This window comes from Lachnospiraceae bacterium (assembly GCA_025758065.1).
In the GTDB taxonomy this organism is placed as follows: domain Bacteria; phylum Bacillota; class Clostridia; order Lachnospirales; family Lachnospiraceae; genus Enterocloster.
In genome coordinates this window covers 3,625,432-3,651,762 of record CP107199.1, presented here as the reverse complement: position 1 = coordinate 3,651,762, position 26,331 = coordinate 3,625,432, and the positions used below count along the sequence as shown (strand labels likewise).

Annotated in this window: 16 protein-coding genes, 1 tRNA gene and 3 rRNA genes; 18 read left to right on the top strand and 2 right to left on the bottom strand. The window is 45.8% G+C overall.

All coding sequences use genetic code 11. The features are described 5' to 3' along the window. Positions 1-290: 290 nt before the first annotated feature. The 7 genes from OGM16_17105 to nifJ all read left to right on the top strand — a co-directional run bounded on the left by OGM16_17105 (position 291) and on the right by nifJ (position 10,200). Positions 291-1,820, top strand: a 16S ribosomal RNA gene (locus OGM16_17105). 168 nt (positions 1,821-1,988) lie between these two features. Next, positions 1,989-2,106 (top strand): 5S ribosomal RNA (gene rrf, locus OGM16_17100). A gap of 311 nt (positions 2,107-2,417) precedes the next feature. Then, positions 2,418-2,654, top strand: coding sequence for a hypothetical protein (locus tag OGM16_17095; protein ID UYJ46475.1), 237 nt, complete (start codon positions 2,418-2,420; stop codon positions 2,652-2,654). Beyond that, positions 2,644-5,531: ribosomal RNA gene (locus OGM16_17090) — 23S ribosomal RNA — on the top strand. The genes OGM16_17095 and OGM16_17090 overlap by 11 nt, the downstream gene beginning before the upstream one ends. Together the 16S, 23S and 5S rRNA genes with 1 tRNA gene alongside form the textbook arrangement of a ribosomal RNA operon. Before the next feature lie 77 nt (positions 5,532-5,608). Beyond that, positions 5,609-5,682: transfer RNA gene (locus tag OGM16_17085), tRNA-Asp, on the top strand. A gap of 532 nt (positions 5,683-6,214) precedes the next feature. After that, positions 6,215-6,352, top strand: a complete 138-nt coding sequence (locus tag OGM16_17080; GenBank protein UYJ46474.1) for a hypothetical protein — start codon at positions 6,215-6,217, stop codon at positions 6,350-6,352. A 311-nt stretch (positions 6,353-6,663) separates the two neighbouring features. Continuing rightward, the gene (gene nifJ / locus OGM16_17075; protein ID UYJ46473.1) at positions 6,664-10,200 is read left to right on the top strand and encodes a pyruvate:ferredoxin (flavodoxin) oxidoreductase; all 3,537 of its coding nucleotides are present in this window, start codon (positions 6,664-6,666) and stop codon (positions 10,198-10,200) included. A 375-nt stretch (positions 10,201-10,575) separates the two neighbouring features. On the opposite strand, the gene OGM16_17070 is transcribed toward nifJ, so the two are convergent. Continuing rightward, entirely contained in the window at positions 10,576-11,457 is an 882-nt protein-coding gene (locus OGM16_17070; protein UYJ46472.1) for a methionyl aminopeptidase, read from the bottom strand. Positions 11,458-11,572: 115 nt separating this feature from the next. After that, positions 11,573-11,830 carry a helix-turn-helix transcriptional regulator gene (locus tag OGM16_17065; GenBank protein UYJ46471.1) on the bottom strand — a complete coding sequence of 86 codons (258 nt, stop codon included), beginning with the start codon at positions 11,828-11,830 and terminating at the stop codon, positions 11,573-11,575. A gap of 191 nt (positions 11,831-12,021) precedes the next feature. Here OGM16_17065 and OGM16_17060 point away from each other — a divergent pair, with 191 nt between their 5' ends. The 11 genes from OGM16_17060 (at position 12,022) to pfkA (ending at position 26,243) form a co-directional block, all read left to right on the top strand. Continuing rightward, complete coding sequence (locus tag OGM16_17060) at positions 12,022-12,162, top strand: hypothetical protein (protein UYJ46470.1); 141 nt, start codon at positions 12,022-12,024, stop codon at positions 12,160-12,162. A gap of 390 nt (positions 12,163-12,552) precedes the next feature. Continuing rightward, the gene (locus OGM16_17055; protein ID UYJ46469.1) at positions 12,553-14,172 is read left to right on the top strand and encodes a mannitol dehydrogenase family protein; all 1,620 of its coding nucleotides are present in this window, start codon (positions 12,553-12,555) and stop codon (positions 14,170-14,172) included. 406 nt (positions 14,173-14,578) lie between these two features. Further along, positions 14,579-15,163, top strand: coding sequence for a DUF1653 domain-containing protein (locus tag OGM16_17050; GenBank protein ID UYJ46468.1), 585 nt, complete (start codon positions 14,579-14,581; stop codon positions 15,161-15,163). A gap of 2 nt (positions 15,164-15,165) precedes the next feature. After that, positions 15,166-17,085 (top strand): excinuclease ABC subunit UvrC, encoded by a 1,920-nt coding sequence (uvrC, locus tag OGM16_17045; GenBank protein UYJ46467.1) that lies wholly within the window; start codon positions 15,166-15,168, stop codon positions 17,083-17,085. A gap of 90 nt (positions 17,086-17,175) precedes the next feature. Next, a complete protein-coding gene (hprK, locus tag OGM16_17040; protein ID UYJ46466.1) occupies positions 17,176-18,114 on the top strand; it encodes an HPr(Ser) kinase/phosphatase in 939 nt (312 codons plus the stop codon). Between the two features lie 245 nt (positions 18,115-18,359). Further along, positions 18,360-19,265, top strand: a complete 906-nt coding sequence (gene murB, locus OGM16_17035; GenBank protein ID UYJ48500.1) for a UDP-N-acetylmuramate dehydrogenase — start codon at positions 18,360-18,362, stop codon at positions 19,263-19,265. Further along, positions 19,262-20,131 carry an RNase adapter RapZ gene (gene rapZ / locus OGM16_17030; protein UYJ46465.1) on the top strand — a complete coding sequence of 290 codons (870 nt, stop codon included), beginning with the start codon at positions 19,262-19,264 and terminating at the stop codon, positions 20,129-20,131. The genes murB and rapZ overlap by 4 nt, the downstream gene beginning before the upstream one ends. A gap of 27 nt (positions 20,132-20,158) precedes the next feature. Then, on the top strand, positions 20,159-21,109 hold the full coding sequence (gene whiA / locus OGM16_17025; protein ID UYJ46464.1) for a DNA-binding protein WhiA: 951 nt from the start codon (positions 20,159-20,161) through the stop codon (positions 21,107-21,109). 53 nt (positions 21,110-21,162) lie between these two features. Further along, a complete protein-coding gene (locus tag OGM16_17020) occupies positions 21,163-21,417 on the top strand; it encodes an HPr family phosphocarrier protein (GenBank protein ID UYJ46463.1) in 255 nt (84 codons plus the stop codon). A 284-nt stretch (positions 21,418-21,701) separates the two neighbouring features. After that, complete coding sequence (locus OGM16_17015) at positions 21,702-25,181, top strand: DNA polymerase III subunit alpha (GenBank protein UYJ46462.1); 3,480 nt, start codon at positions 21,702-21,704, stop codon at positions 25,179-25,181. Positions 25,182-25,268: 87 nt separating this feature from the next. Next, positions 25,269-26,243, top strand: coding sequence for a 6-phosphofructokinase (gene pfkA, locus OGM16_17010; GenBank protein UYJ46461.1), 975 nt, complete (start codon positions 25,269-25,271; stop codon positions 26,241-26,243). The last annotated feature ends 88 nt before the right edge of the window (positions 26,244-26,331 follow it).

The window sequence follows — 26,331 nt, the reverse complement described above, 5'->3', positions numbered from 1 at the left end:
CTTGAGAGAGCGGCAGATGTTTCGAAAAAAATAAAAAATAAATTTAAAAAGTTGTTGACAAACGAAAGACAACCGGTTATAATAAATAACCGTTGCAGCAAACAAGTCTGACAACAAAATAAGAACCTTGATAATTGAAGATTAAACAGTGTGTAAAACCCTGAAAATTCAGAAAATAAAAGGTCTGGTTTAGACCTTTGGATTTTTGAGAAAATTCAGAACAAAAACCAAGTAATGAAGGTTTAGGATAAATTAGCCAAGCTAAGTAATCCGGACCTGGAATCAACTTTTAACATGAGAGTTTGATCCTGGCTCAGGATGAACGCTGGCGGCGTGCTTAACACATGCAAGTCGAGCGAAGCGGTTTAAGTGAAGTTTTCGGATGGAACTTGGATTGACTGAGCGGCGGACGGGTGAGTAACGCGTGGATAACCTGCCTCACACAGGGGGATAACAGTTAGAAATGACTGCTAATACCGTATAAGCGCACGGCATCGCATGATGCAGTGTGAAAAACTCCGGTGGTGTGAGATGGATCCGCGTCTGATTAGGTAGTTGGTGGGGTAACGGCCCACCAAGCCGACGATCAGTAGCCGACCTGAGAGGGTGACCGGCCACATTGGGACTGAGACACGGCCCAAACTCCTACGGGAGGCAGCAGTGGGGAATATTGCACAATGGGCGAAAGCCTGATGCAGCGACGCCGCGTGAGTGAAGAAGTATCTCGGTATGTAAAGCTCTATCAGCAGGGAAGAAAATGACGGTACCTGACTAAGAAGCCCCGGCTAACTACGTGCCAGCAGCCGCGGTAATACGTAGGGGGCAAGCGTTATCCGGATTTACTGGGTGTAAAGGGAGCGCAGACGGCGATGCAAGTCTGGAGTGAAAGCCCGGGGCTCAACCCCGGGATTGCTTTGGAAACTGTATGGCTAGAGTGCTGGAGAGGCAAGCGGAATTCCTAGTGTAGCGGTGAAATGCGTAGATATTAGGAAGAACACCAGTGGCGAAGGCGGCTTGCTGGACAGTAACTGACGTTCAGGCTCGAAAGCGTGGGGAGCAAACAGGATTAGATACCCTGGTAGTCCACGCCGTAAACGATGAATACTAGGTGTTGGTGGGCAAAGCCCATCGGTGCCGCCGCAAACGCAATAAGTATTCCACCTGGGGAGTACGTTCGCAAGAATGAAACTCAAAGGAATTGACGGGGACCCGCACAAGCGGTGGAGCATGTGGTTTAATTCGAAGCAACGCGAAGAACCTTACCAAGTCTTGACATCGTAGCGACCGGAACTTAACCGTTCCTTCCCTTCGGGGCGCTATAGACAGGTGGTGCATGGTTGTCGTCAGCTCGTGTCGTGAGATGTTGGGTTAAGTCCCGCAACGAGCGCAACCCTTATCCTCAGTAGCCAGCAGTAAGATGGGCACTCTGAGGAGACTGCCAGGGATAACCTGGAGGAAGGTGGGGATGACGTCAAATCATCATGCCCCTTATGATTTGGGCTACACACGTGCTACAATGGCGTAAACAAAGGGAAGCGAGAGGGTGACCTGGAGCAAATCCCAAAAATAACGTCCCAGTTCGGACTGTAGTCTGCAACCCGACTACACGAAGCTGGAATCGCTAGTAATCGCAGATCAGAATGCTGCGGTGAATACGTTCCCGGGTCTTGTACACACCGCCCGTCACACCATGGGAGTCAGCAACGCCCGAAGTCAGTGACTCAACCGCAAGGAGAGAGCTGCCGAAGGCGGGGCAGGTAACTGGGGTGAAGTCGTAACAAGGTAGCCGTATCGGAAGGTGCGGCTGGATCACCTCCTTTCTAAGGAATGAAGAAGTAGGCATTGAACACTTAATGAGGTCTTTCCGAATTTAGTGTGAAAGCCCACCCGAACACTTGATGAGGTCTTATCGAATCTAGTGTGAGTGGTGAGGGTTTTATATACTGTTTAGTTTTCAAATCGAGGAAACTTGAAGAAAACAAAAAATTTCCGGTGGCGATGCGCTTAGGGGACACACCCGTTCCCATCCCGAACACGATGGTTAAGACCTAAGCGGCCGATGGTACTATACTGGAGACGGTATGGGAGAGCAGGTGGCTGCCGGATCTAAAAAAAATAAAGATCACTCAAAAGAGTGTTTTATATAGAACGGACATGTTCCAATGGGCCTAGATAAAGGCGAAGCCTGTGATGCGAGAGCGGAAAGAATGTGTTAACCTGAGTCAGCAGGGAAGTGCTGTTCCATATAACTGGTTTTTACCAGTGATCCGTGGGTTTAAAGAGGTTTGAACCTGCAGATGACTGATAAAAATGTCAGTCAGATACGTACCTTGAAAACCGCATATTGAATAGAAATGAATTGATAATTCAATTGAATATCAAGACATCCGAGGCCATGTGGTCAAGCGATTGATCATATGGAAAACAATACAACAAATTTTGTAAACAACCCAGACCAAAAGATGCAACGCTATGCATCTGGGGATGAGAAAGCAACCCGCGCGAGTCCAAGCGGTCACTTCGAAGCTGAAGCTTCTCAGTGCCATTTGCTCCGCAAATGCCATGAAATCCGCAAAAATGTCCTTATGAAAGCAAGCTTTCAACGGCCATTTTCTCAGATTTCAGCCGCTTTCAAATCTATTTGGTCAAGCTAATAAGAGCGCAGGGTGGATGCCTTGGCACTAAGAGCCGATGAAAGACGTGATAAGCTGCGAAAAGCTTCGGGGAGGAGCAAATATCCATTGATCCGGAGATATCTGAATGGGGAAACCCGGCTGAGAAGCCCTCAGCCACTGTATGGTGAATCCATAGCCATACAGAGGGAACCCGGTGAACTGAAACATCTAAGTAGCCGGAGGAAGAGAAAGAAACATCGATTCCGGAAGTAGCGGCGAGCGAACCCGGAAGAGCCCAAACCAGCGTGCGTGCATGCTGGGGTTAAGGACTGCATAAGTGAGCTGATTCGTTAGTGGAACTGCCTGGGAAGGCGGGCCGGAGAGGGTGAAAGCCCCGTACATGAAAACGATAGGCAGCGGCAGGATCCAGAGTACCGCGAGACACGAGAAACCTTGCGGGAAGTCGGAGGGACCACCCTCCAAGGCTAAATACTCCTTAGTGACCGATAGCGCATAGTACTGTGAAGGAAAGGTGAAAAGGACCCCGGGAGGGGAGTGAAAGAGAACCTGAAACCCTGTGTTTACAAACTGTGGGAGCACGTTAAGGTGCGACCGCGTACTTTTTGTAGAACGGTCCGGCGAGTTGCCGGTGCTGGCGAGGTTAAATGGTAGAGCCATGGAGCCGAAGGGAGACCAAGTCTCAAATGGGCGTAAAGTCAGCACAGGCAGACCCGAAACCGGGTGACCTATCCATGTCCAGGATGAAGCGGAAGTAAAATTCCGTGGAGGTCCGGATCCACATCCGTTGAAAAGGGTGGGAATGAGGTGTGGATAGGGGAGAAATTCCAATCGAACCCGGAGATAGCTGGTTCTCCTCGAAATAGCTTTAGGGCTAGCCCCGTATTAGTTTAGCGGAGGTAGAGCACTGAATTCCTAAGGGGGCGTCAAAGCTTACCAAGGGATATCAAACTCCGAATGCCGCATAAATGATGTACGGGAGTCAGACTGCACGAGATAAGTTGGGCAGTCAAAAGGGAAAGAGCCCAGACCTACAGCTAAGGTCCCAAAGTGTGTGTTAAGTGGAAAAGGATGTGGGATTTCAGAGACAACTAGGATGTTGGCTTAGAAGCAGCCACACATTCAAAGAGTGCGTAATAGCTCACTAGTCGAGAGGTCCTGCGCCGAAAATGTCCGGGGCTGAAACACAACACCGAAGCTTAGGAATGTAGTGATACATTGGTAGAGGAGCATTCTTAAAGGGAAGAAGCAGTACCGACAAGGAGCTGTGGACATTTAAGAAGAGAGAATGCCGGAATGAGTAGCGAGATGGAGGTGGGAATCCTCCAGGCCGAATATCCAAGGTTTCCAGAGTAAAGCTGATCTGCTCTGGGTAAGTCGGGGCCTAAGGTAAGGCTGAGAAGCGTAGCCGATGGACAACAGGTTGAGATTCCTGTACCGCGTATCATCAGAACTGTGGGGACACAGAAGGACAGCACATCCCGGGAATGGAAAGACCGGGGCAAGCAGGGTAGGAGTCAAGCTGGCAAATCCGCTTGACGATCCGAAGCTGTGATGCGGAGCGAATATAAGTAGCGAAGTGTGTGATTCCGGCTGTCAAGAAAAGCCGCTATCGTGTGATACGTGCCCGTACCGTAAACCGACACAGGTAGATGAGGAGAGAATCCTAAGGCCGGCGGGAGAAGCATTGTTAAGGAACTCGGCAAAATGACCCTGTAACTTCGGGAGAAAGGGTGCCTGGGAAACCAGGCCGCAGAGAATAGGCTCAAGCAACTGTTTAGCAAAAACACAGGTCTATGCAAAACCGTAAGGTGAGGTATATGGGCTGACGCCTGCCCGGTGCTGGAAGGTTAAGAGGAGGGGTTAGCGCAAGCGAAGCTCTGAATTGAAGCCCCAGTAAACGGCGGCCGTAACTATAACGGTCCTAAGGTAGCGAAATTCCTTGTCGGGTAAGTTCCGACCCGCACGAAAGGCGTAATGATTTGAGCGCTGTCTCGACAATGCACCCGGTGAAATTGAAATACCAGTGAAGATGCTGGTTACCCGCGCCAGGACGGAAAGACCCCATGGAGCTTTACTCCAGCTTGATACTGGGATTCGGTACTGCATGTACAGGATAGGTGGGAGACTGAGAAACTTGGACGCCAGTCTGAGATGAGTCGCTGTTGGGATACCACCCCTGCGGTATTGGATTTCTAACCTGCAGCCGTGATCCGGCTGGGGGACAATGTCAGGCGGGGAGTTTGACTGGGGCGGTCGCCTCCGAAAGGGTATCGGAGGCGCTCAAAGGTTCCCTCATAATGGTTGGAAACCATTAGAAGAGTGCAAAGGCATAAGGGAGCTTGACTGCGACACCGACGGGTGGAGCAGGTAGGAAACTAGGACTTAGTGATCCGGTGGTATGAAAGTGGGATTGCCATCGCTCAACGGATAAAAGCTACCCTGGGGATAACAGGCTTATCACTCCCAAGAGTTCACATCGACGGAGTGGTTTGGCACCTCGATGTCGGCTCATCGCATCCTGGGGCTGTAGCAGGTCCCAAGGGTTGGGCTGTTCGCCCATTAAAGCGGTACGCGAGCTGGGTTCAGAACGTCGTGAGACAGTTCGGTCCCTATCCGGCGTGGGCGTAGGATATTTGAGAGGAGCTGTCCTTAGTACGAGAGGACCGGGATGGACGGGCCGCTGGTGTACCTGTTGGAGTGCCAACTCCATGGCAGGGTAGCCAAGCCCGGACGGGATAAACGCTGAAGGCATCTAAGCGTGAAGCCCCCCTCAAGATGAGATATCCCATACGCAGGTAGTAAGACCCCTTGAAGACGACAAGGTAGATAGGTCAGAGGTGGAAGTGTGGTGACACATGGAGCTGACTGATACTAATCGGTCGAGGGCTTGACCAAAAGGTAAGGGAAACAAAAAGTTGCAGGTATTCGGTAGTTCAATATGTGGTTTTGAAGGTATGTAAAATGCCTTTAATGGCCCGGTGGCTCAGCTGGTTAGAGCGCCGCCCTGTCACGGCGGAGGTCGACGGTTCGAACCCGTTCCGGGTCGTTTTTACGAATGAAAATAATAATAAGCAATGGGAAAATCGCTGAGGAGGCGATTTTTTTGTTGCTTATTTTATTGGGTGGATTGAAAAATTGACTTCCAGTTTGCAAAAGTAAATCCCTGTTCTTAAAAGTTCTTTCAAGACTAAATTCCGGTATATTGGTTATCATGGTCTTGTGAATAGACACAGGGTTACCTGTGTGTGAGCAGTAGCAGGCCAGACTTTTCCAGGATGAGGCCTACTATTTTTATGTAGCAATTATTATGATAACATAAAAGGCACGGCATAAAGCAATCTTATGTAAAATCTATTAGAATAATTTATGCCATGCCTCTTTTTAATTTGATCGAATGTGGGATGGTTTAGGACCAGATAAAATGCGAGATAACATGGTGAACTGGCAGAAGATGTAAATAAAAGAATCATATCAGGAAATGTTCAACAGGGGCTTTGGAATGGGGCTGTTGACTGGAGCTTTGAAAGGGCAGTGTAACAGAAACATTTCCGGTTAATTTTACAAATGGAAAATGGGTTGTGATCGGCACCGAAGATGATGACAATGGATATCGTTATATTGTATGCGAAAATGGTACGCCAGATGGAGTTGGTACGATGTCTGTACATGATGGCGAACTTGATGAACAAGAAAGAATAGAGGGATTTGTACAGTAAAAAGGCATAAAATGATAAAACTGCCAGATAAAAAATCACCAAAAACCACCTGCCGGTTTATTGAGTATATATATAATAGTTTGACAAGACTAACTCGTGTTCAAACCATGAACACCTGAACAAATGCACAAATTATACTGTATACATTGTATTTTTTGCAGTAATACGAATTAAACATTTGCAATTTAATGAATAATTGATATAATAAGCATAGGCCAGTCTGTGAGGGTTTATTTCCCACGCAGACCCACATGTATTTTATATAACTATAATATACATATTTCATTCACTAATTGCAGGAGGAAATCAAAATGGCAAGAAAAATGAAAACCATGGATGGTAACCATGCAGCAGCTCATGCATCATATGCATTTACTGATGTAGCGGCTATTTATCCGATTACCCCATCTTCACCTATGGCTGAAGCTACAGATGAGTGGGCAACAGACGGAAGAACCAATATTTTTGGTCATGAAGTTCAGATCACAGAGATGCAGTCTGAGGCTGGTGCAGCAGGTGCTGTACACGGTTCTCTGGCAGCAGGTGCTTTAACCACCACCTACACCGCTTCCCAGGGTCTGTTACTGATGATCCCTAACCTTTATAAGATCGCTGGTGAGCAGCTGCCAGGCGTATTTAACGTATCTGCCCGTGCACTTGCCAGCCATGCCTTATCTATTTTCGGTGACCACTCCGACGTTTATGCCTGTCGTCAGACTGGATGCGCAATGCTGTGCGAGTCCAGTGTACAGGAAGTTATGGACTTAACCCCAGTTGCTCATCTGGCAGCTATCAAGGGCAAAGTTCCTTTCATCAACTTCTTCGACGGTTTCCGTACATCTCATGAGATCCAGAAGATCGAGACCTGGGATTACGAAGATCTGAAGGATATGGCTGATATGGATGCGATTGCTGAATTCCGTAAGCATGCATTAAATCCAAATCATCCATGCCAGAGAGGTTCTGCTCAGAACCCAGATATCTTCTTCCAGGCAAGAGAAGCTTGTAACCCATACTATGATGCTCTTCCAGCAATCGTTCAGGAGTACATGGACAAGGTTAACGCTAAGCTTGGTACAGATTATAAGCTGTTCAACTACTATGGTGCAGCAGACGCAGAGCATGTTATCATCGCTATGGGTTCTGTAAATGATACCATTGAAGAGACCATCGACTACTTAACAAAGCAGGGCAAGAAGGTCGGCGTTGTTAAGGTTCGTCTGTACAGACCATTCTGTGCACAGGCTCTGATCGATGCTATTCCAGAAACTGTTAAGACTATCTCCGTATTAGACAGAACAAAAGAGCCAGGCGCTATTGGCGAGCCTCTGTACCTGGATGTTGTTGCTGCTCTTAAGGGAAGCAAGTTTGATCAGGTTAAGATTTTAACCGGACGTTACGGTTTAGGTTCCAAGGATACCACACCTGCTCAGATCGTAGCAGTATATGAGAATGAAGCTAAGACTCCATTCACCATCGGTATCGTTGATGATGTTACCAATCTGTCTCTTGAGATCGGTGCTCCATTAGTCACTACTCCAGAAGGAACTACTAACTGTAAGTTCTGGGGTCTGGGTGCTGACGGTACCGTAGGTGCTAACAAGAACTCCATCAAGATCATTGGTGATAATACAGATATGTATGCTCAGGCATACTTTGATTATGACTCTAAGAAGTCCGGCGGTGTTACAATGTCTCACCTGCGTTTCGGACACAGCCCGATTAAGTCTACCTACTTAATCCACAAGGCTAATTTCGTAGCATGTCATAATCCATCCTATGTACGTAAGTACAACATGGTACAGGAGCTGGTTGACGGCGGTACTTTCCTGTTAAACTGCGCATGGGATATGGAAGGCCTTGAGAAGCACTTACCAGGCCAGGTTAAGAAGTTCATTGCTGATCACAAGATTAACTTCTACACCATCGATGGTGTTAAGATCGGTATTGAGACCGGTATGGGACCAACACGTATCAACACAATCTTACAGTCCGCATTCTTCGAGCTGACCGGAATCATCCCAGCTGAAAAGGCTAACGAGCTGATGAAGGCTGCTGCAAAGGCAACTTACGGACGTAAGGGTGAAGACGTTGTTATGAAGAACTGGGCAGCTATCGATGCTGGTGCCAAGGGCGTTCACAAAGTAGAAGTTCCAGCAAGCTGGGCTAACTGCGAAGATGAAGGTCTTGATTATAAGGTAGTTACCGAGGGAAGAAAGGAAGTTGTAGACTTCGTAAACAACATCCAGACCAAGGTAAGCGCTCAGGAAGGTAACACACTGCCTGTATCTGCATTCAAGGATTACGTTGATGGTTCTACACCATCCGGTTCTTCTGCATACGAGAAGCGTGGTATCGCTGTTAAGGTTCCTGTATGGAACGTTGATAACTGTATCCAGTGTAACTTCTGTTCTTATGTCTGCCCACACGCTGTTATCCGTCCAGTAGCTATGACTGCTGAGGAAGCTGCTAAGGCTCCTGCAGATATGAAGATGAAGGATATGACTGGTATGCCAGGATACAAGTTCTCCATGGCTATCTCTGCTCTGGATTGTACCGGATGCGGTTCCTGTGCTAACGTTTGCCCAGGCATGAAGGGTAACAAGGCTCTGGAAATGAAGCCATTAGAGGCTAGTCTGTCTGAGCAGGCTAACTACGACTTCGCTGAGACTCTGCCAGTTAAGGAAGAAGTTGTTGCTAAGTTCAAAGAGAACACTGTTAAGGGAAGCCAGTTCAAGAAACCTCTCCTTGAGTTCTCTGGTGCATGTGCAGGTTGTGGTGAAACTCCATACGCCAAGCTGATCACCCAGCTGTTTGGTGACAGAATGTACATTGCAAACGCAACTGGATGCTCCTCTATCTGGGGTAACTCTTCACCATCTACACCTTACACCATGAACGCTAAGGGTCAGGGTCCTGCATGGGATAACTCCCTGTTCGAGGACAACGCTGAGTTTGGTTACGGTATGTTACTGGCTCAGAACGCTATCAGAGATGGCTTAAAGTCCAAGGTTGAGTCTGTAATGGCTAACGAGAACGCTTCTGAAGAAGTTAAGGCTGCTTGCAAGGAATGGTTAGATACCTACGCTGTAGGCGCATTAAACGGAACTGCAACTGACAAGTTAGTTGCTGCATTAGACGGCATTGACTGCCCAACCTGCAAAGAGATCGTAGCTAACAAGGACTTCTTAGCTAAGAAATCCCAGTGGATCTTCGGTGGTGACGGATGGGCTTACGATATCGGTTTCGGCGGTGTAGACCATGTTCTGGCTTCCGGAAAAGATATCAACATCATGGTTTACGATACCGAGGTTTACTCCAATACAGGTGGTCAGGCTTCCAAGTCTACTAAGACCGGTGCTGTAGCTCAGTTTGCTGCAGGCGGTAAAGAGACCAAGAAGAAAGACCTTGCTGGTATTGCAATGAGCTATGGTTATGTATATGTTGCTCAGATCTGTATGGGTGGCGATATGGCTCAGACTGTTAAGGCTCTGGCTGAAGCAGAAGCATATCCAGGACCATCCCTGATCATCGCTTATGCTCCATGTATCAACCATGGTATCAAGAAGGGCATGGACAAGGCTATGACCGAAGAGAAGCTGGCTCTTGAGTGCGGATACTGGAACAACTTCCGTTACAACCCAGCTGCTGAGAAGAAGTTCACCTTAGATTCTAAGGCTCCTAAGATGGAAGGATATCAGGACTTCTTAAAGGGCGAGGTTCGTTACCTGTCCTTAACCATGAAGAACCCAGACAGAGCAGCTACTCTGTTCGCACGTAACGAGAAAGAAGCTAAAGAGCGTTACGAGCATCTGTCTAAGCTGGTTGCACTTTATGGAAACGACTAATTCATCCTGCAAAGTGAGTTAGAATAGATTTGGTTAAATTAACCCCGGAGAGCGTAAAAACTCTCCGGGGTTTTGTCTTTGGTAAGGTATCTAGTACATCGTTTCGTAAATAACTGTACTAATCACGTAGGATGCGGATTTGAGTGTGCAGGTCTAAAAACGCAGACGTAGCGGGCTACGCTGAGGCTTTTAGGCCTGTGCAATCAGATTCGCAGACAAGTGAGTGGTATAGTTATTTCGAAAACGATGTACTAGAATAAGTAAAAAATAAAAACTCCCAAAGAAGCAGGAGACATTAAATAAAACAGCTTCCTGTGCTTTGGGAGTTTTTGAACATCTCAAATATATAGCGTACAGACTTAATGGCTTATCGCATTACCAGGACAGAATCTCATATCCGTCTTCTGTGATCAGAACCTGGATTTCCCACTGGGCAGAAGGCATACCATCATCTGTATAAACGGTCCAGTCATTTTCCGCATCAACAAAAATATCTGCTTTTCCCATATTGATCATAGGTTCAATGGTAAAGATCATACCTGGGACCATAAGCATCTCAGTTCCCTTTTTGGAAACGAAGCTTACCCATGGATCTTCATGAAATTCCAGTCCAATGCCGTGACCTCCGATCTCACGGACAACTGTATAACCGTTTGCAGTGGCGTAGTCATGGATGGCTTGTCCCATATCACCTAAATGGCCCCATGGTTTTACATGTTTTAAGCCTTCATCAATACTTTGTTTTGTCACTTCTACCAGACGTTTTTTTTCAGGGGAAACTTCACCGATACAGAACATTCTGGAAGAATCAGAAAAATATCCATTATAAATAGTAGAAACATCTACATTGATGATATCGCCATCTTTTAAGATAACATCAGCAGAAGGGATACCGTGGCACACCTGATCATTAACAGAGGTGCATACGCTTTTGGGGAAACCTTCATAATTTAATGGAGCCGGGATGCCGCCTCTATGAGTAGTCTGTTCATATACCCAAAGGTCGATCTGTTCTGTTGTGATACCGGCGTGGATATGCTCTGCCACATAATCCAGGACTGCCACATTGATCTTTGCGCTTTCGCGGATCGCTGCGATCTGCTCTGGATTCTTGATCATGGCATGAGTGGGAATCTTGGAGCCTTTGCGGCGGTATTCTGACAGTTTCGCGTCAAAATCCAGATGACAATCTTTATATTTATGACCGCTGCCGCACCAGCAGGGATCGTTTCTTCCTATTTTCTGCACTTTCTGCATTTTATCCTCCTTCTGGTTTTCCGGCAGATAAAACAGGTTTAGGACCTGAGACCGGAAAACGCTGCCTATTCAGTATAACACAGCAGAAGGGGCAAATCCATAGGTGGATTGAGAATTATTCCCGGGACATAGATCTGGGCTTGGCAGATATATTGCGTATCATCTGATCCGGACCAGATGGTGTAAAGGCAAGGATATCGCCTGGGGTACAGTTCAGGATAATGCACAGGTCATTGATCGTACTGGTGCTGACTGGCTGGTTCTGTCTCAGCCGGTTGATAGTAGCACTTGAAATAGAATGGTTGTGGATCAGGGAATAGGTGGATTCTTTGCTGTTTTTTAATGTTTCCCAGAATGGCTGGTATGTGATCATAAATAGATACCTCTTTTGTTCTTTCATATGTTTTATTATTCTCTCTATAATAGTAAGCGTCTGAAAATGGAAAATTCCCCGTTTTCTCAGAAAAAAATTAAAAATAAATGGAAAAACTGTAATATTTAAATATCCCCTCTCTTGCATTTTTGTAAAAGTCATGTATAATGGGGGAACGGAGGAAGAGTACCATGAAATTGAGAAAAGTTTTAGGTAGTTTTGCCTGGGTGGTTCTGGCAGCTGCGCTGATCCTTGTAAATGCAGCTGCAGCTAATGCACAGGATAAGGCCACAGATAATGGACAGACTGTTCAGACTATGACCGTAAAATAAGAAGGGGCAGTATCCCACACAGAGTCGCGCTGCGGCTCTTTTTTAATTTGCCGGCTGTCAAAAGACTATAAGTGGCGGTGTGGTTGTACGCGAGAATGTACAGACAGCAACTTTTGCAATGATATTAACAAAATCTTATATGGATTTTAATTGCGAAATATAGTAGAATAAATTTCAGATAGTAATATATTAGTGTATAAGATATGTTCTCTCGGAGTCTTTCATGCACTTGCTTTTGCGGCCGATTTTCTGCCAGTCGCACCCGAATTTCATCAACGTATGCACCGCGTACACCTCTGAAATTTGGGCACAACTGACAAAAAATCTTCTCACAAAATCAAGTACAAAAAGATTCCGAGAGAACATAGATCAAAACAGGAGGAGATCATTATGCGTTTATTAGACAGTGAACTGAACAACAAGGAGCAGTGGAAGAAGGCCGAGATCAAACTTCCGCAGTTTGACCGTCAGGCTATGAAGGAAGCAACAAAGAAAACCCCACAGTGGGTACATTTTGGGGCAGGAAACATTTTCCGTGCATTTCCGGCAGCTTTACAGCAGAAGCTGTTAAATGAAGGAATTGAAAAGACCGGTATCATCGTAGCAGAAGGCTATGACTATGAGATCATCAAAAAGGCATACCGCCCACAGGATGACCTGAGCCTTTTAGTTACTTTAAAGGCAAATGGAACCATTGAAAAGACTGTGATCGGAAGCCTTGCTGAGTCACTGACTGTAGACCGTCATGACGCAGATGACTGGGGACGTTTAAAAGAGATCTTTGCAAGCGATACTCTTCAGATGGTAAGCTTTACCATTACAGAAAAGGGCTACAGCATCACTTCTCCTGATGGCGCATTCCGCGCTGATGTAAAGGCTGATTTTGAGGCAGGTCCTGAAAATGCAGACAGCTACATTGGCAAGCTGGCAGCATTATGTTACTGGAGATATACCAATGGTGCAGCACCACTGGCACTGGTAAGTATGGATAACTGCTCCCACAACGGAGACAAGCTGTTTGCAGCAGTGGATGCTTATGCAAAGGCATGGACAGAGAACGGAAAGGCAGAAAAGGGCTTCTTAGAGTATATTGAAAATCCTGCAAAGGTTTCTTTCCCATGGAGCATGATCGACAAGATCACCCCACGCCCTGATGCAAGTGTAAAGAAAATGCTGGAAGACTGTGGATTTACTGATACAGAGAGCATTGTTACCACCAAGAATACTTATGTAGCACCTTTTGTAAACGCAGAAGAGGCACAGTATCTTGTAATTGAAAATGCATTTCCAAATGGCCGTCCGGCATTAGAGAATGCAGGCGTTATGTTCACTTCCAGAGAGACAGTAGAGAAGGTAGAGCGCATGAAAGTGTGTACCTGCTTAAATCCTCTGCATACTGCACTGGCTGTATATGGCTGCCTGTTAGGTTACACCAAGATCAGTGATGAAATGAAAGACGCTGACCTGGTAAAGCTTGTTGAGATCATTGGATATAAAGAGGGACTTCCTGTTGTTACAGATCCTGGTATCCTTTCCCCAAAGAAGTTTATTGATGAGGTACTTCAGATCCGTGTACCAAACCCATTTATGCCTGATACCCCACAGAGAATTGCCTGCGATACTTCACAGAAGCTGTCTATCCGCTTTGGTGAGACCATTAAGGAGTACATGGCAAGTCCTGACCTTGACGTAAAGTCCCTGAAATTCATCCCAATGGTTCAGGCAGGCTGGTGCCGTTATCTGTTAGGTGTAGATGATGAACTGAACGCTTTCACTGTAAGCCCGGATCCGGTGTATGAGGAACTGGCTGGCAAGCTGGCAGGTGTAAAGGTAGGAGAGTCCTGTGACGTACACGCAGTATTAGCCCCGATTTTAAGCAATGCAAAGATTTTCGGCGTAGACTTATATGAGGCAGGTCTTGGGAAGTATGTAGAAAGCATCTTCGCAGAACTGATCGCTGGAAAGGGTGCTGTAAGAGAGACTTTAAAGAAGCATCTGGCTGAGGCATGATCGCAGATCCTGTAGTCAGACTGCTAGTACATCGTTTTGTAAATAACTGTACTAGAAATAAGTTTATATAGAAATCTGGCCGTGGCAGAAATGCTGCGGCCTTTTTTGCGCCTTTTATAATCTGCAGACATGTGTTATACTGTGAAAGAAACATATGTACGAAGATTTAGCCTGTGCCAGTGACTAGTACATCGTTTTCAAAATAACTATACCACTCACTTGTCTGCGAATCTGATTGCACAGGCCTAAAAGCCTCAGCGTAGCCCGCTACGCCTGCGTTTTTAGACCTGCACACTCAAATCCGCATCCTACGTGATTCGTACAGTTATTTACGAAACGATGTACTAGCAAAGCGCTTTAGCACGGGAGAATTTGAGTATAGACAAAAGGAGTATATTGCATAACTATGAACAGAATCCCGCAGCCTGGAACCTTTTACAGGCATTTTAAAAATAAATTATATCAGGTCATAGCAGTGGCCACTCATTCAGAAACAGGAGAAAAAATGGTAGTTTATCAGGCGCTTTATGGGGATTACCAGGTGTATGTAAGACCATTGGAAATGTTTATAAGCCCGGTGGACCAGAAAAAATATCCAGATGCTGTACAGGAATACCGTTTTGAACAGGTGTTTCCGGGACAGATGGATAAACTGGAAAAAAATGGGAATGAACCGGCTGCAGAAAACAGTGAAGATCGTGGATATGCAGCAGCTGTTGAAAATAATGCAGAATATGATAATAAGAACCAGCCGGAGGAAGAACCTATGGGACATGAATGGCTGGAACATTTTTTGGATGCTGACCGCCTGGAAGACCGGCTGGCAGTATTAAAACAGATGGAAGGACATGTGACCCAGAGAGAGCTGGACTGCATTTTCCTGTCATTAGATCTGCAGCCGGAAACAGGAAAGACAAAAACAGAGCAGATTTCAGCCCTGCGCCGTCACATACAGCTGCTGCGCCGTTATGACGGAGGAAGATTGAGGTAAAAATGTTTTTTGATCTGGAAGAAGAATTAAAAAAACTGCCTGCAAGCCCCGGCGTATATCTGATGCACAATCACAGGGATGAGATCATTTATGTAGGAAAGGCTGTCAGCTTAAAGAACCGTGTGCGCCAGTATTTTCAGAGCAGCCGCAATAAAACAGCCAAGATCCAGCAGATGGTTTCCCATATTGCGTGGTTTGAATATATCCTGACAGACTCTGAATTAGAGGCCCTGGTGTTAGAGTGTAATCTGATCAAAGAGCATCGTCCAAGATATAATACCATGTTAAAGGATGACAAGACTTATCCTTATATCAAGGCTACTGTCTGGGAAGATTTTCCAAGGCTTTTGTTTTCGAGAGATATGAAGAAAGACGGCAGAAGCCGTTATTTTGGTCCTTATACCAGTGCGGGGGCCGTAAAAGACAGCCTGGAACTGATCCACAAGCTGTATCGCATCCGCACCTGCAGCCGCAGCCTGCCAAAGGATACAGGAAAAGAGAGACCTTGTTTAAATTATCATATCCATCAGTGCGATGCTCCCTGTCAGGGCTATATTTCAAAGGAAGAGTACCAGGAGTCATTTAAGGGGGCTATGGACTTTTTAGGAGGTCATTATGAGCCTTTGCTAAAGTCTCTGGAAGATAAGATGTATGACGCTTCTGAAAAAATGGAATTTGAAAAGGCTATTGAGTACCGGGAACTGTTAAACAGCGTAAAACAGATAGCCCAGAAGCAAAAGATCACCAGCAGCGGACGGGAAGACCGGGATATTGTTGCCATGGCAAGAGACATGGAAGATGTGGTAGTCCAGGTGTTCTTTATCCGGGAAGGAAAGATGATCGGAAGAGACCATTTCCACATCCAGGCGGGAATGGCAGAGAGCAGAGGAGAGATATTAGACGGTTTTGTAAAACAGTTTTATGCAGGAACTCCGTTTATACCAAGAGAAGTGTGGCTTCAGTATCCAATTGAGGAGGAAGAGATCATCTGTCAGTGGCTGTCACAGAAAAAGGGTCAGAAGGTAAAGATCGTAGTGCCGAAAAAGGGAGAAAAAGAACGGCTGGTAGAGCTGGCAGCCAGAAATGCGGATCTGATCCTGACTCAGGACCGTGAAAAGGTAAAACGGGAAGAATTGCGCACGATTGGTGCGATTGATCAGGTGGGGCAGTGGATCGGCATAGGAGGTATCCGCCGGGTGGAAGCTTATGATATTTCCAATACCAGTGGTGTGGAATCTGTAGGTTCCATGGTGGTCTATGAAGATGGAAAACCGAAACGCAGCGATTACCGTAAATTCAAGATCCGTACAGTCCAGGGGCCAAACGATTATGCGTCTATGGAAGAGGTGCTTACACGCCGGTTTTCCCATGGAATACAGGAAAGTAAGGACCTGCAGGAAGAAGGAAAGGATATTTCCTATGGAAGCTTCACACGTTTTCCGGATCTGATCATGATGGATGGAGGACGTGGACAGGTAAATATTGCGTTGTCAGTCCTTGAACGTCTGGGGCTTTCTATTCCTGTATGCGGTATGGTAAAAGATGACAATCACAGGACCAGAGGACTGTATTATAATAACGTAGAGATACCTATTGACCGTCACAGCGAAGGATTCCGCCTGATCACCCGTATCCAGGATGAGGCCCATCGCTTTGCTATTGAATATCACAGAAGCCTGCGTGGCAAAGATCAGGTAAAATCTATACTGGATGACATTGAAGGCATCGGACCGGCCAGAAGAAAGGCGCTGATGCGTTATTTTAAGGATATTGACGCAATAAGAAATGCCAGTGCAGAAGATCTGGAGCAGGTGCCTCAGATGAACAGGAAGGCAGCAGAAGCAGTTTACCTTTTTTTCCATAAGCCTGCAGTGAACCAGGGGGATGATGGGAGCGGTGCTGACCAAAACGAAAATACATGACAATAGAAGCAAAATATGGTAGTATAAGGATAAATAACAGGTTAATATTGGAAAATATTGGAAACCAAATGATATAAGGGGGAAACCATTATGCATGGAGTAACTATTACAGAGCTGATCGAGAAAATGCATCTGCGAAATTCTACACCGCAGATCGACACAGACAAGATCGTGCTGACCCATCCGGATGTAAACCGTCCGGCCCTGCAGCTAACAGGATTTTTTGATCATTTTGACAGAGAACGTGTGCAGATCATCGGATATGTTGAGCAGGCATATATTAAGACCATGGAGCGTGAGGTAAAACGCCAGATGTTTGATAAGCTTACTTCCAGCCAGATCCCATGTCTGGTATTTAGCAGAGGCCAGGAGCCGGATGATGATCTCCTTGAGTATTGTAATTACTACGGTGTTCCATGTCTTGTTTCTGATAAGACCACATCTTCACTGATGGCAGAGGTGATCCGCTGGTTAAATGTAAAACTGGCACCGTGCATCAGTATCCACGGTGTACTTCTTGATGTATTTGGTGAAGGCGTGCTGATCATGGGTGAAAGCGGGATCGGTAAAAGTGAGGCGGCGCTGGAACTGATCAAGCGGGGACACCGTCTTGTTACCGATGACGTAGTAGAGATCCGCAAGGTCAGCGATGATACATTGATCGGAAGCGCACCGGATATCACCAGACATTTTATCGAACTGCGCGGTATTGGTATTATTGACGTAAAGACGCTGTATGGTGTTGAAAGTGTTAAAGATACCCAGTCTATTGATATGGTCATTAAATTAGAGGACTGGAACAAGGATAAAGAGTACGACCGGCTGGGACTGGAAGACCAGTACACTGAATTTTTAGGCAATAAGGTAGTCTGCCATACGATCCCCATCCGTCCAGGACGTAATCTTGCCATTATCGTAGAGTCTGCAGCAGTAAACTACCGTCAGAAGAAGATGGGGTACAATGCGGCACAGGAGCTGTACAACCGAGTACAGGCCAATTTAAAGGGAATGTCCCCGTCAAATAAGTAAAGGGATTAAACCTGCCCTCTCGGAGCCTTTCGTGCACCTGCCTTTGCGGTCGGTTTTCTGCCAGTCTCACCCGAATTTTATCAACGTACGCACCGCGTACGCCTCAAAAATTTGGGCACAACTGACAAAAAATCTTCTCGCAAAATCAAGTACAAAAAGATCCTGGGAGAACATAAACATTAAGGGAGGAATAAGACCCCATGCCAGAGCTGAGTGAAAAGCTGGAGGAAAAGCTGAATAAGATCATGACTTCAGATAGAGGAAGCTTCCGCTTTATGGAGCCTATGAAACGCCATACCACATTCCGGATTGGAGGACCGGCTGCTGTTTATATCAGCCCTGGGTCTGAAGAAGAGTTAAAAGAGGTGCTGAACCTGTTAAAAGAGGAAAATATCCCATGGATCATCCTGGGAAATGGGAGCAACCTGTTAGTCAGTGATGAGGGCTACCGGGGAGCTGTGATCTCCATGTCCGGAGGATGGGCCTATTCCGGCGTATTAAAAGAGTATGAAAAAACGGGAAAGACCCTTATAAGAGCAGGGGCAGGAGAGCTTTTAAGCCGTACCGCAAGGCTGGCCATGGAATGCGCTCTGACGGGAATGGAGTTTGCTTCCGGTATTCCGGGAACCATTGGCGGTGCTCTTGTAATGAACGCAGGTGCTTATGGCTCAGAAATCTGCAATATTTTATCCAGGGCGAAAGTGATGACACCAGAAGGAGAATTTCTGGAACTTTCTGCAGAAGAACTGGAATTAGGCTACCGTACCAGCTGCATTCCAGAACGAAATTATATTGTTTTAGAGGCAGTATTTGAATTAACCAAGGGAAGCAAAGAAGCTATTAGCAGCCAGATGCGGGAATTAGCAAAGAAGCGCAGGGAAAAGCAGCCTTTGGAATATCCAAGTGCAGGCAGTACCTTTAAAAGACCGGAAGGCAATTTTGCGGCAAAGCTGATAGAGGATGCCGGTTTAAAAGGATTTTCAGTAGGTGGAGCCATGATCTCTGAAAAGCACAGTGGTTTTGTGGTCAATTACAATGATGCTACAGCAGAGGATGTAATGGAACTTTGCAGACAGGTAAGAGAAAAAGTCAAAGCCTTAAACGGGATCGAACTTGAAATGGAAGTAAAAAGGCTGGGAGAATTCAAATGAAACTTGTGATCGTAACCGGAATGAGTGGCGCAGGAAAAACAGTTGCATTAAAAATGCTGGAGGACATAGGATTTTATTGTGTGGACAACCTGCCTATCTCTCTGGTGGATAAATTTGTACAGCTTGTTTCCGGGGGTACGGATATAAAAAAGACGGCCCTGGGGCTGGATATACGAAGCGGTGAAGAACTGGAAAATCTGGATGAGATCCTGGAAAACTGGCGGGGCAGTGATGTAGATGTCCAGGTGCTGTTTTTAGATGCCAATGATGCTGTTTTGATCAAACGTTATAAAGAAACCAGACGGGTCCATCCCCTTGCAGGAGCGGGAAGGCTGGAAAATGGCATTGAAAAAGAGCGGGAAAAGCTGGCTTTCTTAAAAAATGAGGCAGATTATATCATTGATACCAGCATGCTCCTTACCAGGGAATTGCGAAAAGAACTGGAAAAGATCTTCTTACAGGATGCCAGATATAAAAACATGTATGTTACGGTTTTATCCTTTGGATTCAAATACGGAGTACCGGAAGATGCAGATCTGGTATTTGATGTGCGCTTTCTTCCTAATCCGTATTATGATGAACATCTGCGGCCTCTTACTGGACAGGTACAGGCAGTGCGGGATTATGTGATGCGGGGCACAACGGCGGAGATCTTTTTAAAGAAATTGTATGACATGATCGATTTCCTTCTGCCTAATTACATAAATGAAGGAAAAAACCAGCTGGTCATTGCCGTGGGCTGTACAGGAGGAAAACACCGTTCAGTTACTATTGCAAGGGCACTTTATGAGCATCTGGAGGCAGTGGGAGAGTACGGTATCCGCATTGACCACAGAGATATTGAGAAAGATAATAAAAAGGCATAAAGCATTTAATACAGCAGTGAGGTGAAAATGTCATTTTCTTCTACAGTAAAAGAGGAACTGTCCAGGCAGCTTACACCGGCCAGACATTGCCAGATCGCAGAGATGGCGGCTATCTTAAGCCTTTGCGGACGGGTGAAAATATCTGCATCTGACCATTTTGCCATTGGGATCCACACAGAAAATCTGGCAGTTGCAAGAAAATACTTTACATTATTGAAAAAAACATTTAATATAAAGACTGATGTTTTAATCCGTCGGGGCCTGTTACCGGCCCGGAGTATGACCTATGTTGTAGCAGTGCGGGAGCATGCAGATGCCCTCCGTGTTTTACAGGCAGCGAAATTACTGGATGCAAAAGGTGAGATCGCAGAAGATCTGTCTTTAGTCCACAATGTGATCGTACAGAATGCCTGCTGCAGACGGGCATTTATCCGGGGAGCATTTCTTGCAGCGGGCTCTATCAGTGATCCGGAGAAGTTTTATCACTTTGAGATCACCTGCGCGTCTATGGGGAAGGCGAAGCAGCTTCAGGGACTTATGGCGTCATTTATGATCGACGCCAGGATCGTACTGCGCAAGCGGTATTTTGTGGTATACGTAAAGGAAGGCAGTCAGATCGTTGACCTTTTAAATATCATGGAAGCACCGGTTGCTTTGATGGAACTGGAGAATATACGGATTGTAAAAGACATGCGTAACACAGTGAACCGGAAGGTAAACTGTGAGACTGCAAATATCAACAAAACAGTTTCTGCGGCGGTGAAGCAGATAGAAGATATACGCTATATCTGTGATACAGTGGGGCTTGAGTCTCTTCCGGACAATTTAAAGGAAATGGCAAAGCTGCGCCTTGAGCGGCCTGAAGCCACTTTGAAGGAGCTGGGAGAAGCATTGGAACCGCCGGTAGGAAAATCCGGTGTTAATCACAGACTGAGAAAATTAAGTCTGATGGCACAGGATATCCGTGAAAGATCTTAAACAAGGTACCTGGATGGGAAGAGATACCATCGCTAGGAATGAGGAGGATAATTATGGTTAAGAAATCTATTAAAATTGAGTTGTCTTCAGGTCTGGAAGCACGTCCGGCAGCCATGCTGGTACAGGTTGCAAGTCAGTATGACAGCAAGATTTACCTGGAGGCTGATTCTAAGCGTGTAAATGCAAAGAGTATTATGGGTATGATGACTCTTGGTCTGGTAACTGGTGAGTCCATTACCGTAGAGGCAGATGGTGCTGACGAAGAGCAGGCAGTTGCTGAGATCGAGAAGTACCTGCAGAATCAGTAAAAACAGGATTTCCGGGACACAATTTGATTTAGTGTGATATAAACAGGCAAAAGAGGCTGCTGTAAACGGGCGGTCTCTTTTTGAATTGTAGAATATTTATTATGTCTTCTCGGAGTCTTTCCTGCACTTGCTTTTGTGGCCGATTTTCCGTCAGTTGCACTCAAATTTCATCAACGTACGCACCGCGTACGCCTCAGAAATTTGGGCACAACTGACAAAAAATCTTCTCACAAAATCAAGCACAGAAAGATTTCGAGAGAACATTATTTCACAAAGGAGGGTTTATGGCATTTACGCATTTACATGTCCATACAGAATACAGCCTTTTGGATGGCTCTTCCAAGATTAAGGAGCTGACTGCAAGGGCGAAAGAGCTGGGAATGGACAGCATGGCAATCACCGATCACGGCGTTATGTACGGCGTCATCGATTTTTACCGGGCTGCCAGGGAAGTGGGGATCAAGCCTATCCTTGGCTGTGAGGTTTATGTGGCTCCCGGCTCCCGTTTTGACCGGGAAAGCGGAGCAGGAGAGGACCGATACTATCATCTGGTGCTGCTGGCGGAAAATAATACAGGTTATAAGAACCTGATGAAGATCGTTTCCAAGGGCTTTGTAGATGGTTTTTACTATAAACCAAGAGTGGATCTTAAGCTGCTTACTACGTATCATGAAGGTATTATCGCTCTTAGCGCCTGCCTCGCAGGCGAAGTACAGAAATATCTGGTAAGAGGTATGTATGAAGAGGCAAAACGGTCAGCTTTAAGGTATCATGAGATTTTTGGAAAAGATCATTTTTATCTGGAACTTCAGGATCATGGAATGCCGGAGCAGAAGATGGTAAATCAGGGACTTTTGCGCCTGTCACAGGATACAGGTCTGGAACTGGTGGCTACCAACGATATCCATTATACCTATGCAGAAGATGCCAAGGCTCATGACATATTGTTGTGTATCCAGACAGGTAAAAAGGTAACGGATGAGGACCGTATGCGTTATGAAGGGGGACAGTATTACTGCAAATCCGAGGAAGAGATGCGCAAACTGTTCCCTTATGCCCAGGAGGCTATTGATAATACCCATAAAATTGCAGAACGGTGTAATGTGGAGATCGAGTTTGGTGTTACCAAGCTGCCAAAATACCAGGTGCCGGAAGGATTTGATTCCTGGACTTATTTAAACCATTTGTGCCGTGAAGGCTTTAAGACCCGTTATCCGGATGATAATGGTACTTTAAGTCGCCGCCTGGATTATGAATTAGGCGTGATCCGTACCATGGGATATGTAGATTACTTCCTGATCGTGTGGGATTTCATTAATTATGCCCGCTCACAGAATATCATGGTGGGGCCGGGCCGTGGCTCTGCTGCGGGAAGTATTGTTTCCTATACGTTGGGGATCACTAATATTGACCCGGTGCGTTACAATCTGCTGTTTGAACGTTTCTTAAATCCGGAACGAGTGTCTATGCCTGATATAGACGTGGATTTCTGCTACGAGCGCAGACAGGAAGTTATTGATTATGTTGTGCGCAAATATGGCAAAGACCAGGTTGTACAGATCGTTACTTTCGGTACGCTGGCTGCAAAAGGTGTAGTCCGGGATGTAGGCCGGGTGCTGGATCTGCCTTATGCCATGTGTGATTCTATTGCAAAAATGATCCCTAATGATCTGGGAATGACACTGGATAAGGCTCTTACAGCCAATCCGGATCTAAAGAAGCTGTATAACGAGGATGAGCAGGTAAAATATCTTATTGATATGTCCAAACGTCTGGAAGGACTGCCAAGACATACCTCCATGCATGCAGCAGGTGTTGTGATCGGCAGTCGTTCGATTGACGAGTTTGTGCCTCTTTCCAGAGCCGCAGACGGAACTATTACCACCCAGTTTACCATGACTACCATTGAAGAGCTGGGGTTGTTAAAAATGGATTTTTTGGGTCTTCGTACACTGACGGTGATCCAGAACGCTGTACGTCTGGCAGAAAAAGACTATGGCATCAAGCTGGATATGGACCATATTGATTACAATGATAAAAAAGTGCTGGAATCCATTGGTACAGGCCGTACAGAAGGTGTGTTCCAGCTTGAAAGCGGCGGTATGAAAAGCTTCATGAAGGAGCTGAAGCCGGAGAACCTGGAAGATATCATTGCAGGTATATCCCTGTATCGTCCGGGGCCTATGGATTTCATTCCCCGTTATTTAAAGGGCAAAAATGACAAGAACTCCATTACCTATGAGTGTCCTCAGCTGGAGCCTATTTTAAGCCCTACTTATGGTTGCATCGTTTACCAGGAGCAGGTTATGCAGATCGTCCGTGATCTGGCTGGTTATACCATGGGGCGAAGCGATCTGGTGCGCCGTGCCATGAGTAAGAAAAAAACGGCTGTTATGGAGAAAGAACGCCAGAACTTCGTTTATGGAAATGAAAAAGAGGGCGTAAAAGGCTGTATCGCCAATGGCATTGATGAAAAGACCGCAGATCACATTTATGATGAGATGATCGACTTTGCAAAATATGCTTTTAACAAGTCCCATGCAGCAGCTTATGCTGTGGTTTCTTATCAGACAGCTTATTTGAAATATTATTATCCAAAAGAATTTATGGCGGCGTTAATGTCTTCTGTTATGGATAATGTAAGTAAGTTTTCAGAATATATCCTGACCTGTCGCCGTATGATGGATATTGCCATCCTGCCGCCTGATATCAATGAAGGAGAAAGCGGGTTCTCTGTATCAGGAGACGGCATCCGCTATGGGCTTTCTGCGATCAAGAGCGTGGGAAGACCGGTAGTAGATGCGATCCTGGAGGAACGAAAGAAAAATGGTGTTTTCAGTTCCATGGAAGATTTTATCAACCGTATGACTAACAAAGAAGTGAACCGCCGTACCATTGAAAACTTTATAAAGTCAGGTGCCATGGATTCCCTTCCAGGCACCAGAAGACAGAAGGTTGCAGTAGCGCCGGTCCTTCTTGATAATAAAGCAAGGGAGCGTAAAAATGCCTGGGAAGGCCAGATGAGCCTGTTTGACCTGGTATCAGAGGAAGAAAAAAAGGAATATCAGGTATCCTTCCCGGATGTGGGAGAATATTCCAAAGAAGAGCTGCTGGCTTTTGAAAAGGATATTCTGGGCGTGTACATCAGCGGTCATCCTTTAGATGATTACGAAGGGCTCTGGAGAAAGAATATTACTGCTACAGCAGCTGATTTTATAGTAGATGAAGAGACTGAAGAAGCAGCAGTAAAAGATGGCATGAAAGCGGTAGTAGGAGGTCTGGTGGTCGGAAAGGTAGTAAAAACTACAAGAAGCAACCAGCTGATGGCATTTATCACATTGGAAGATCTGATGGGCTCTGTAGAGGTGATCGTTTTCCCGAAAAATTATGAGGCAGACCGTGATATCTTAACAGAGGATTCTAAAATCTTTATCAAAGGCAGAGTGTCTTTAGGGGATGAACCAGTGGGAAAACTGGTATGTGAGCAGGTGATTCCTTTTGCCAAGGTTCCAAGAGAATTGTGGCTGCAGTTTGAAGACAAAGAAATGTATCAGGCCATGGAAGGAACTATTTTAGGCATTCTAAAAGAAAGTGAAGGCCCGGACAGAGTCGTTATTTACTTAAAGAAGGAGCGGGCGAAAAAAATACTGCCGGCAAACTGGAAAGTAGAGGCTGCAGGAGAACTGTTGGATACACTGGTTTGTAAACTTGGTGAAAAAAATGTCAAACTTGTAGAAAAAAACTTGATTAATCTTGGAAAATGAATTAGAATAACGTTGTGCATTTATTTAAGAACAGAAGTAACACACATCAGATCTGGAGATGTGCTTAAAACAAGGAGGTAGATTGGTATGGCAAAGTCAGTAAAGACCATTGGAGTATTAACCAGCGGAGGTGATGCTCCTGGAATGAACGCAGCCATTCGTGCAGTTGTAAGAGGTGCGATCAATAAGGGTCTGAAAGTAAAGGGCATTATGAGAGGATATGCCGGACTTTTAGATGAAGAGATCGTGGACATGGATACTACCAGTGTATCAGATATCATCAACCGCGGCGGTACCATTCTCTATACAGCAAGATGTATGGAATTTACAAAACCAGAAGGACAGGAAAGAGGAGCTGAGATCTGCCGCAAACATAACATTGACGGTATGGTAGTTATTGGTGGTGACGGATCCTTCCGCGGCGCAGGAAAGCTTTCTGCACTTGGTATTAATACCATTGGACTTCCTGGAACCATTGACCTGGACATTGCATGTACTGATTATACTATTGGTTTTGATACAGCTGTAAATACTGCGATGGAAGCGATTGATAAGATCCGTGATACATCTACCTCCCATGAACGCTGCAGCATCGTTGAGGTTATGGGCCGTAATGCAGGTTATATTGCTTTATGGTGCGGTATTGCAAATGGCGCAGAAGACATCCTGCTTCCAGAACGCTATGATGGCGATGAGCAGGCTCTGATCAACCGTATTATTGAGAACCGCAAGAGAGGAAAGAAACATAACATCATCATCAATGCAGAGGGTATCGGACATTCTGGTTCCATGGCAAAGCGTATTGAAGCAGCTACAGGTATTGAGACCCGTGCTACTATTTTAGGTCACATGCAGCGTGGTGGTACACCTACCTGTAAAGACCGTGTATACGCATCTATTATGGGTGCAAGAGCTGCAGAACTGCTGGCAGAAGGAAAGAGCAACCGTCTGGTAGCATACAAGCATGGTGAGTTTGTAGATTACGATATCCAGGAAGCATTAAATATGAAGAAGGATATTCCAGAATCCCAGTATGAGATTTCAAAACTGCTGGCAAGATAAACACCGCTATTTTGGTGAATGCCGGCTGCAGTCCGGCTAAGCTGTAATGAATGTTGAAAATATGAGAGTCCGCCGCTACCGGTATATG

Excerpts from the sequence above, each read along its gene's own strand:
- OGM16_17095 (UYJ46475.1), top strand. The coding sequence starts at position 2,418 with ATGGAAAACAATACAACAAATTTTGTAAACAACCCAGACCAAAAGATG.
- OGM16_17020 (UYJ46463.1), top strand. The coding sequence starts at position 21,163 with ATGGTTAAGAAATCTATTAAAATTGAGTTGTCTTCAGGTCTGGAAGCA.
- whiA (UYJ46464.1), top strand. The coding sequence starts at position 20,159 with ATGTCATTTTCTTCTACAGTAAAAGAGGAACTGTCCAGGCAGCTTACA.
- OGM16_17050 (UYJ46468.1), top strand. The coding sequence starts at position 14,579 with ATGAACAGAATCCCGCAGCCTGGAACCTTTTACAGGCATTTTAAAAAT.
- OGM16_17065 (UYJ46471.1), bottom strand. The coding sequence starts at position 11,830 with ATGATCACATACCAGCCATTCTGGGAAACATTAAAAAACAGCAAAGAA.
- murB (UYJ48500.1), top strand. The coding sequence starts at position 18,360 with ATGACTTCAGATAGAGGAAGCTTCCGCTTTATGGAGCCTATGAAACGC.
- OGM16_17015 (UYJ46462.1), top strand. The coding sequence starts at position 21,702 with ATGGCATTTACGCATTTACATGTCCATACAGAATACAGCCTTTTGGAT.
- OGM16_17060 (UYJ46470.1), top strand. The coding sequence starts at position 12,022 with ATGAAATTGAGAAAAGTTTTAGGTAGTTTTGCCTGGGTGGTTCTGGCA.
- pfkA (UYJ46461.1), top strand. The coding sequence starts at position 25,269 with ATGGCAAAGTCAGTAAAGACCATTGGAGTATTAACCAGCGGAGGTGAT.
- nifJ (UYJ46473.1), top strand. The coding sequence starts at position 6,664 with ATGGCAAGAAAAATGAAAACCATGGATGGTAACCATGCAGCAGCTCAT.
- OGM16_17055 (UYJ46469.1), top strand. The coding sequence starts at position 12,553 with ATGCGTTTATTAGACAGTGAACTGAACAACAAGGAGCAGTGGAAGAAG.
- OGM16_17070 (UYJ46472.1), bottom strand. The coding sequence starts at position 11,457 with ATGCAGAAAGTGCAGAAAATAGGAAGAAACGATCCCTGCTGGTGCGGC.
- hprK (UYJ46466.1), top strand. The coding sequence starts at position 17,176 with ATGCATGGAGTAACTATTACAGAGCTGATCGAGAAAATGCATCTGCGA.
- uvrC (UYJ46467.1), top strand. The coding sequence starts at position 15,166 with ATGTTTTTTGATCTGGAAGAAGAATTAAAAAAACTGCCTGCAAGCCCC.
- rapZ (UYJ46465.1), top strand. The coding sequence starts at position 19,262 with ATGAAACTTGTGATCGTAACCGGAATGAGTGGCGCAGGAAAAACAGTT.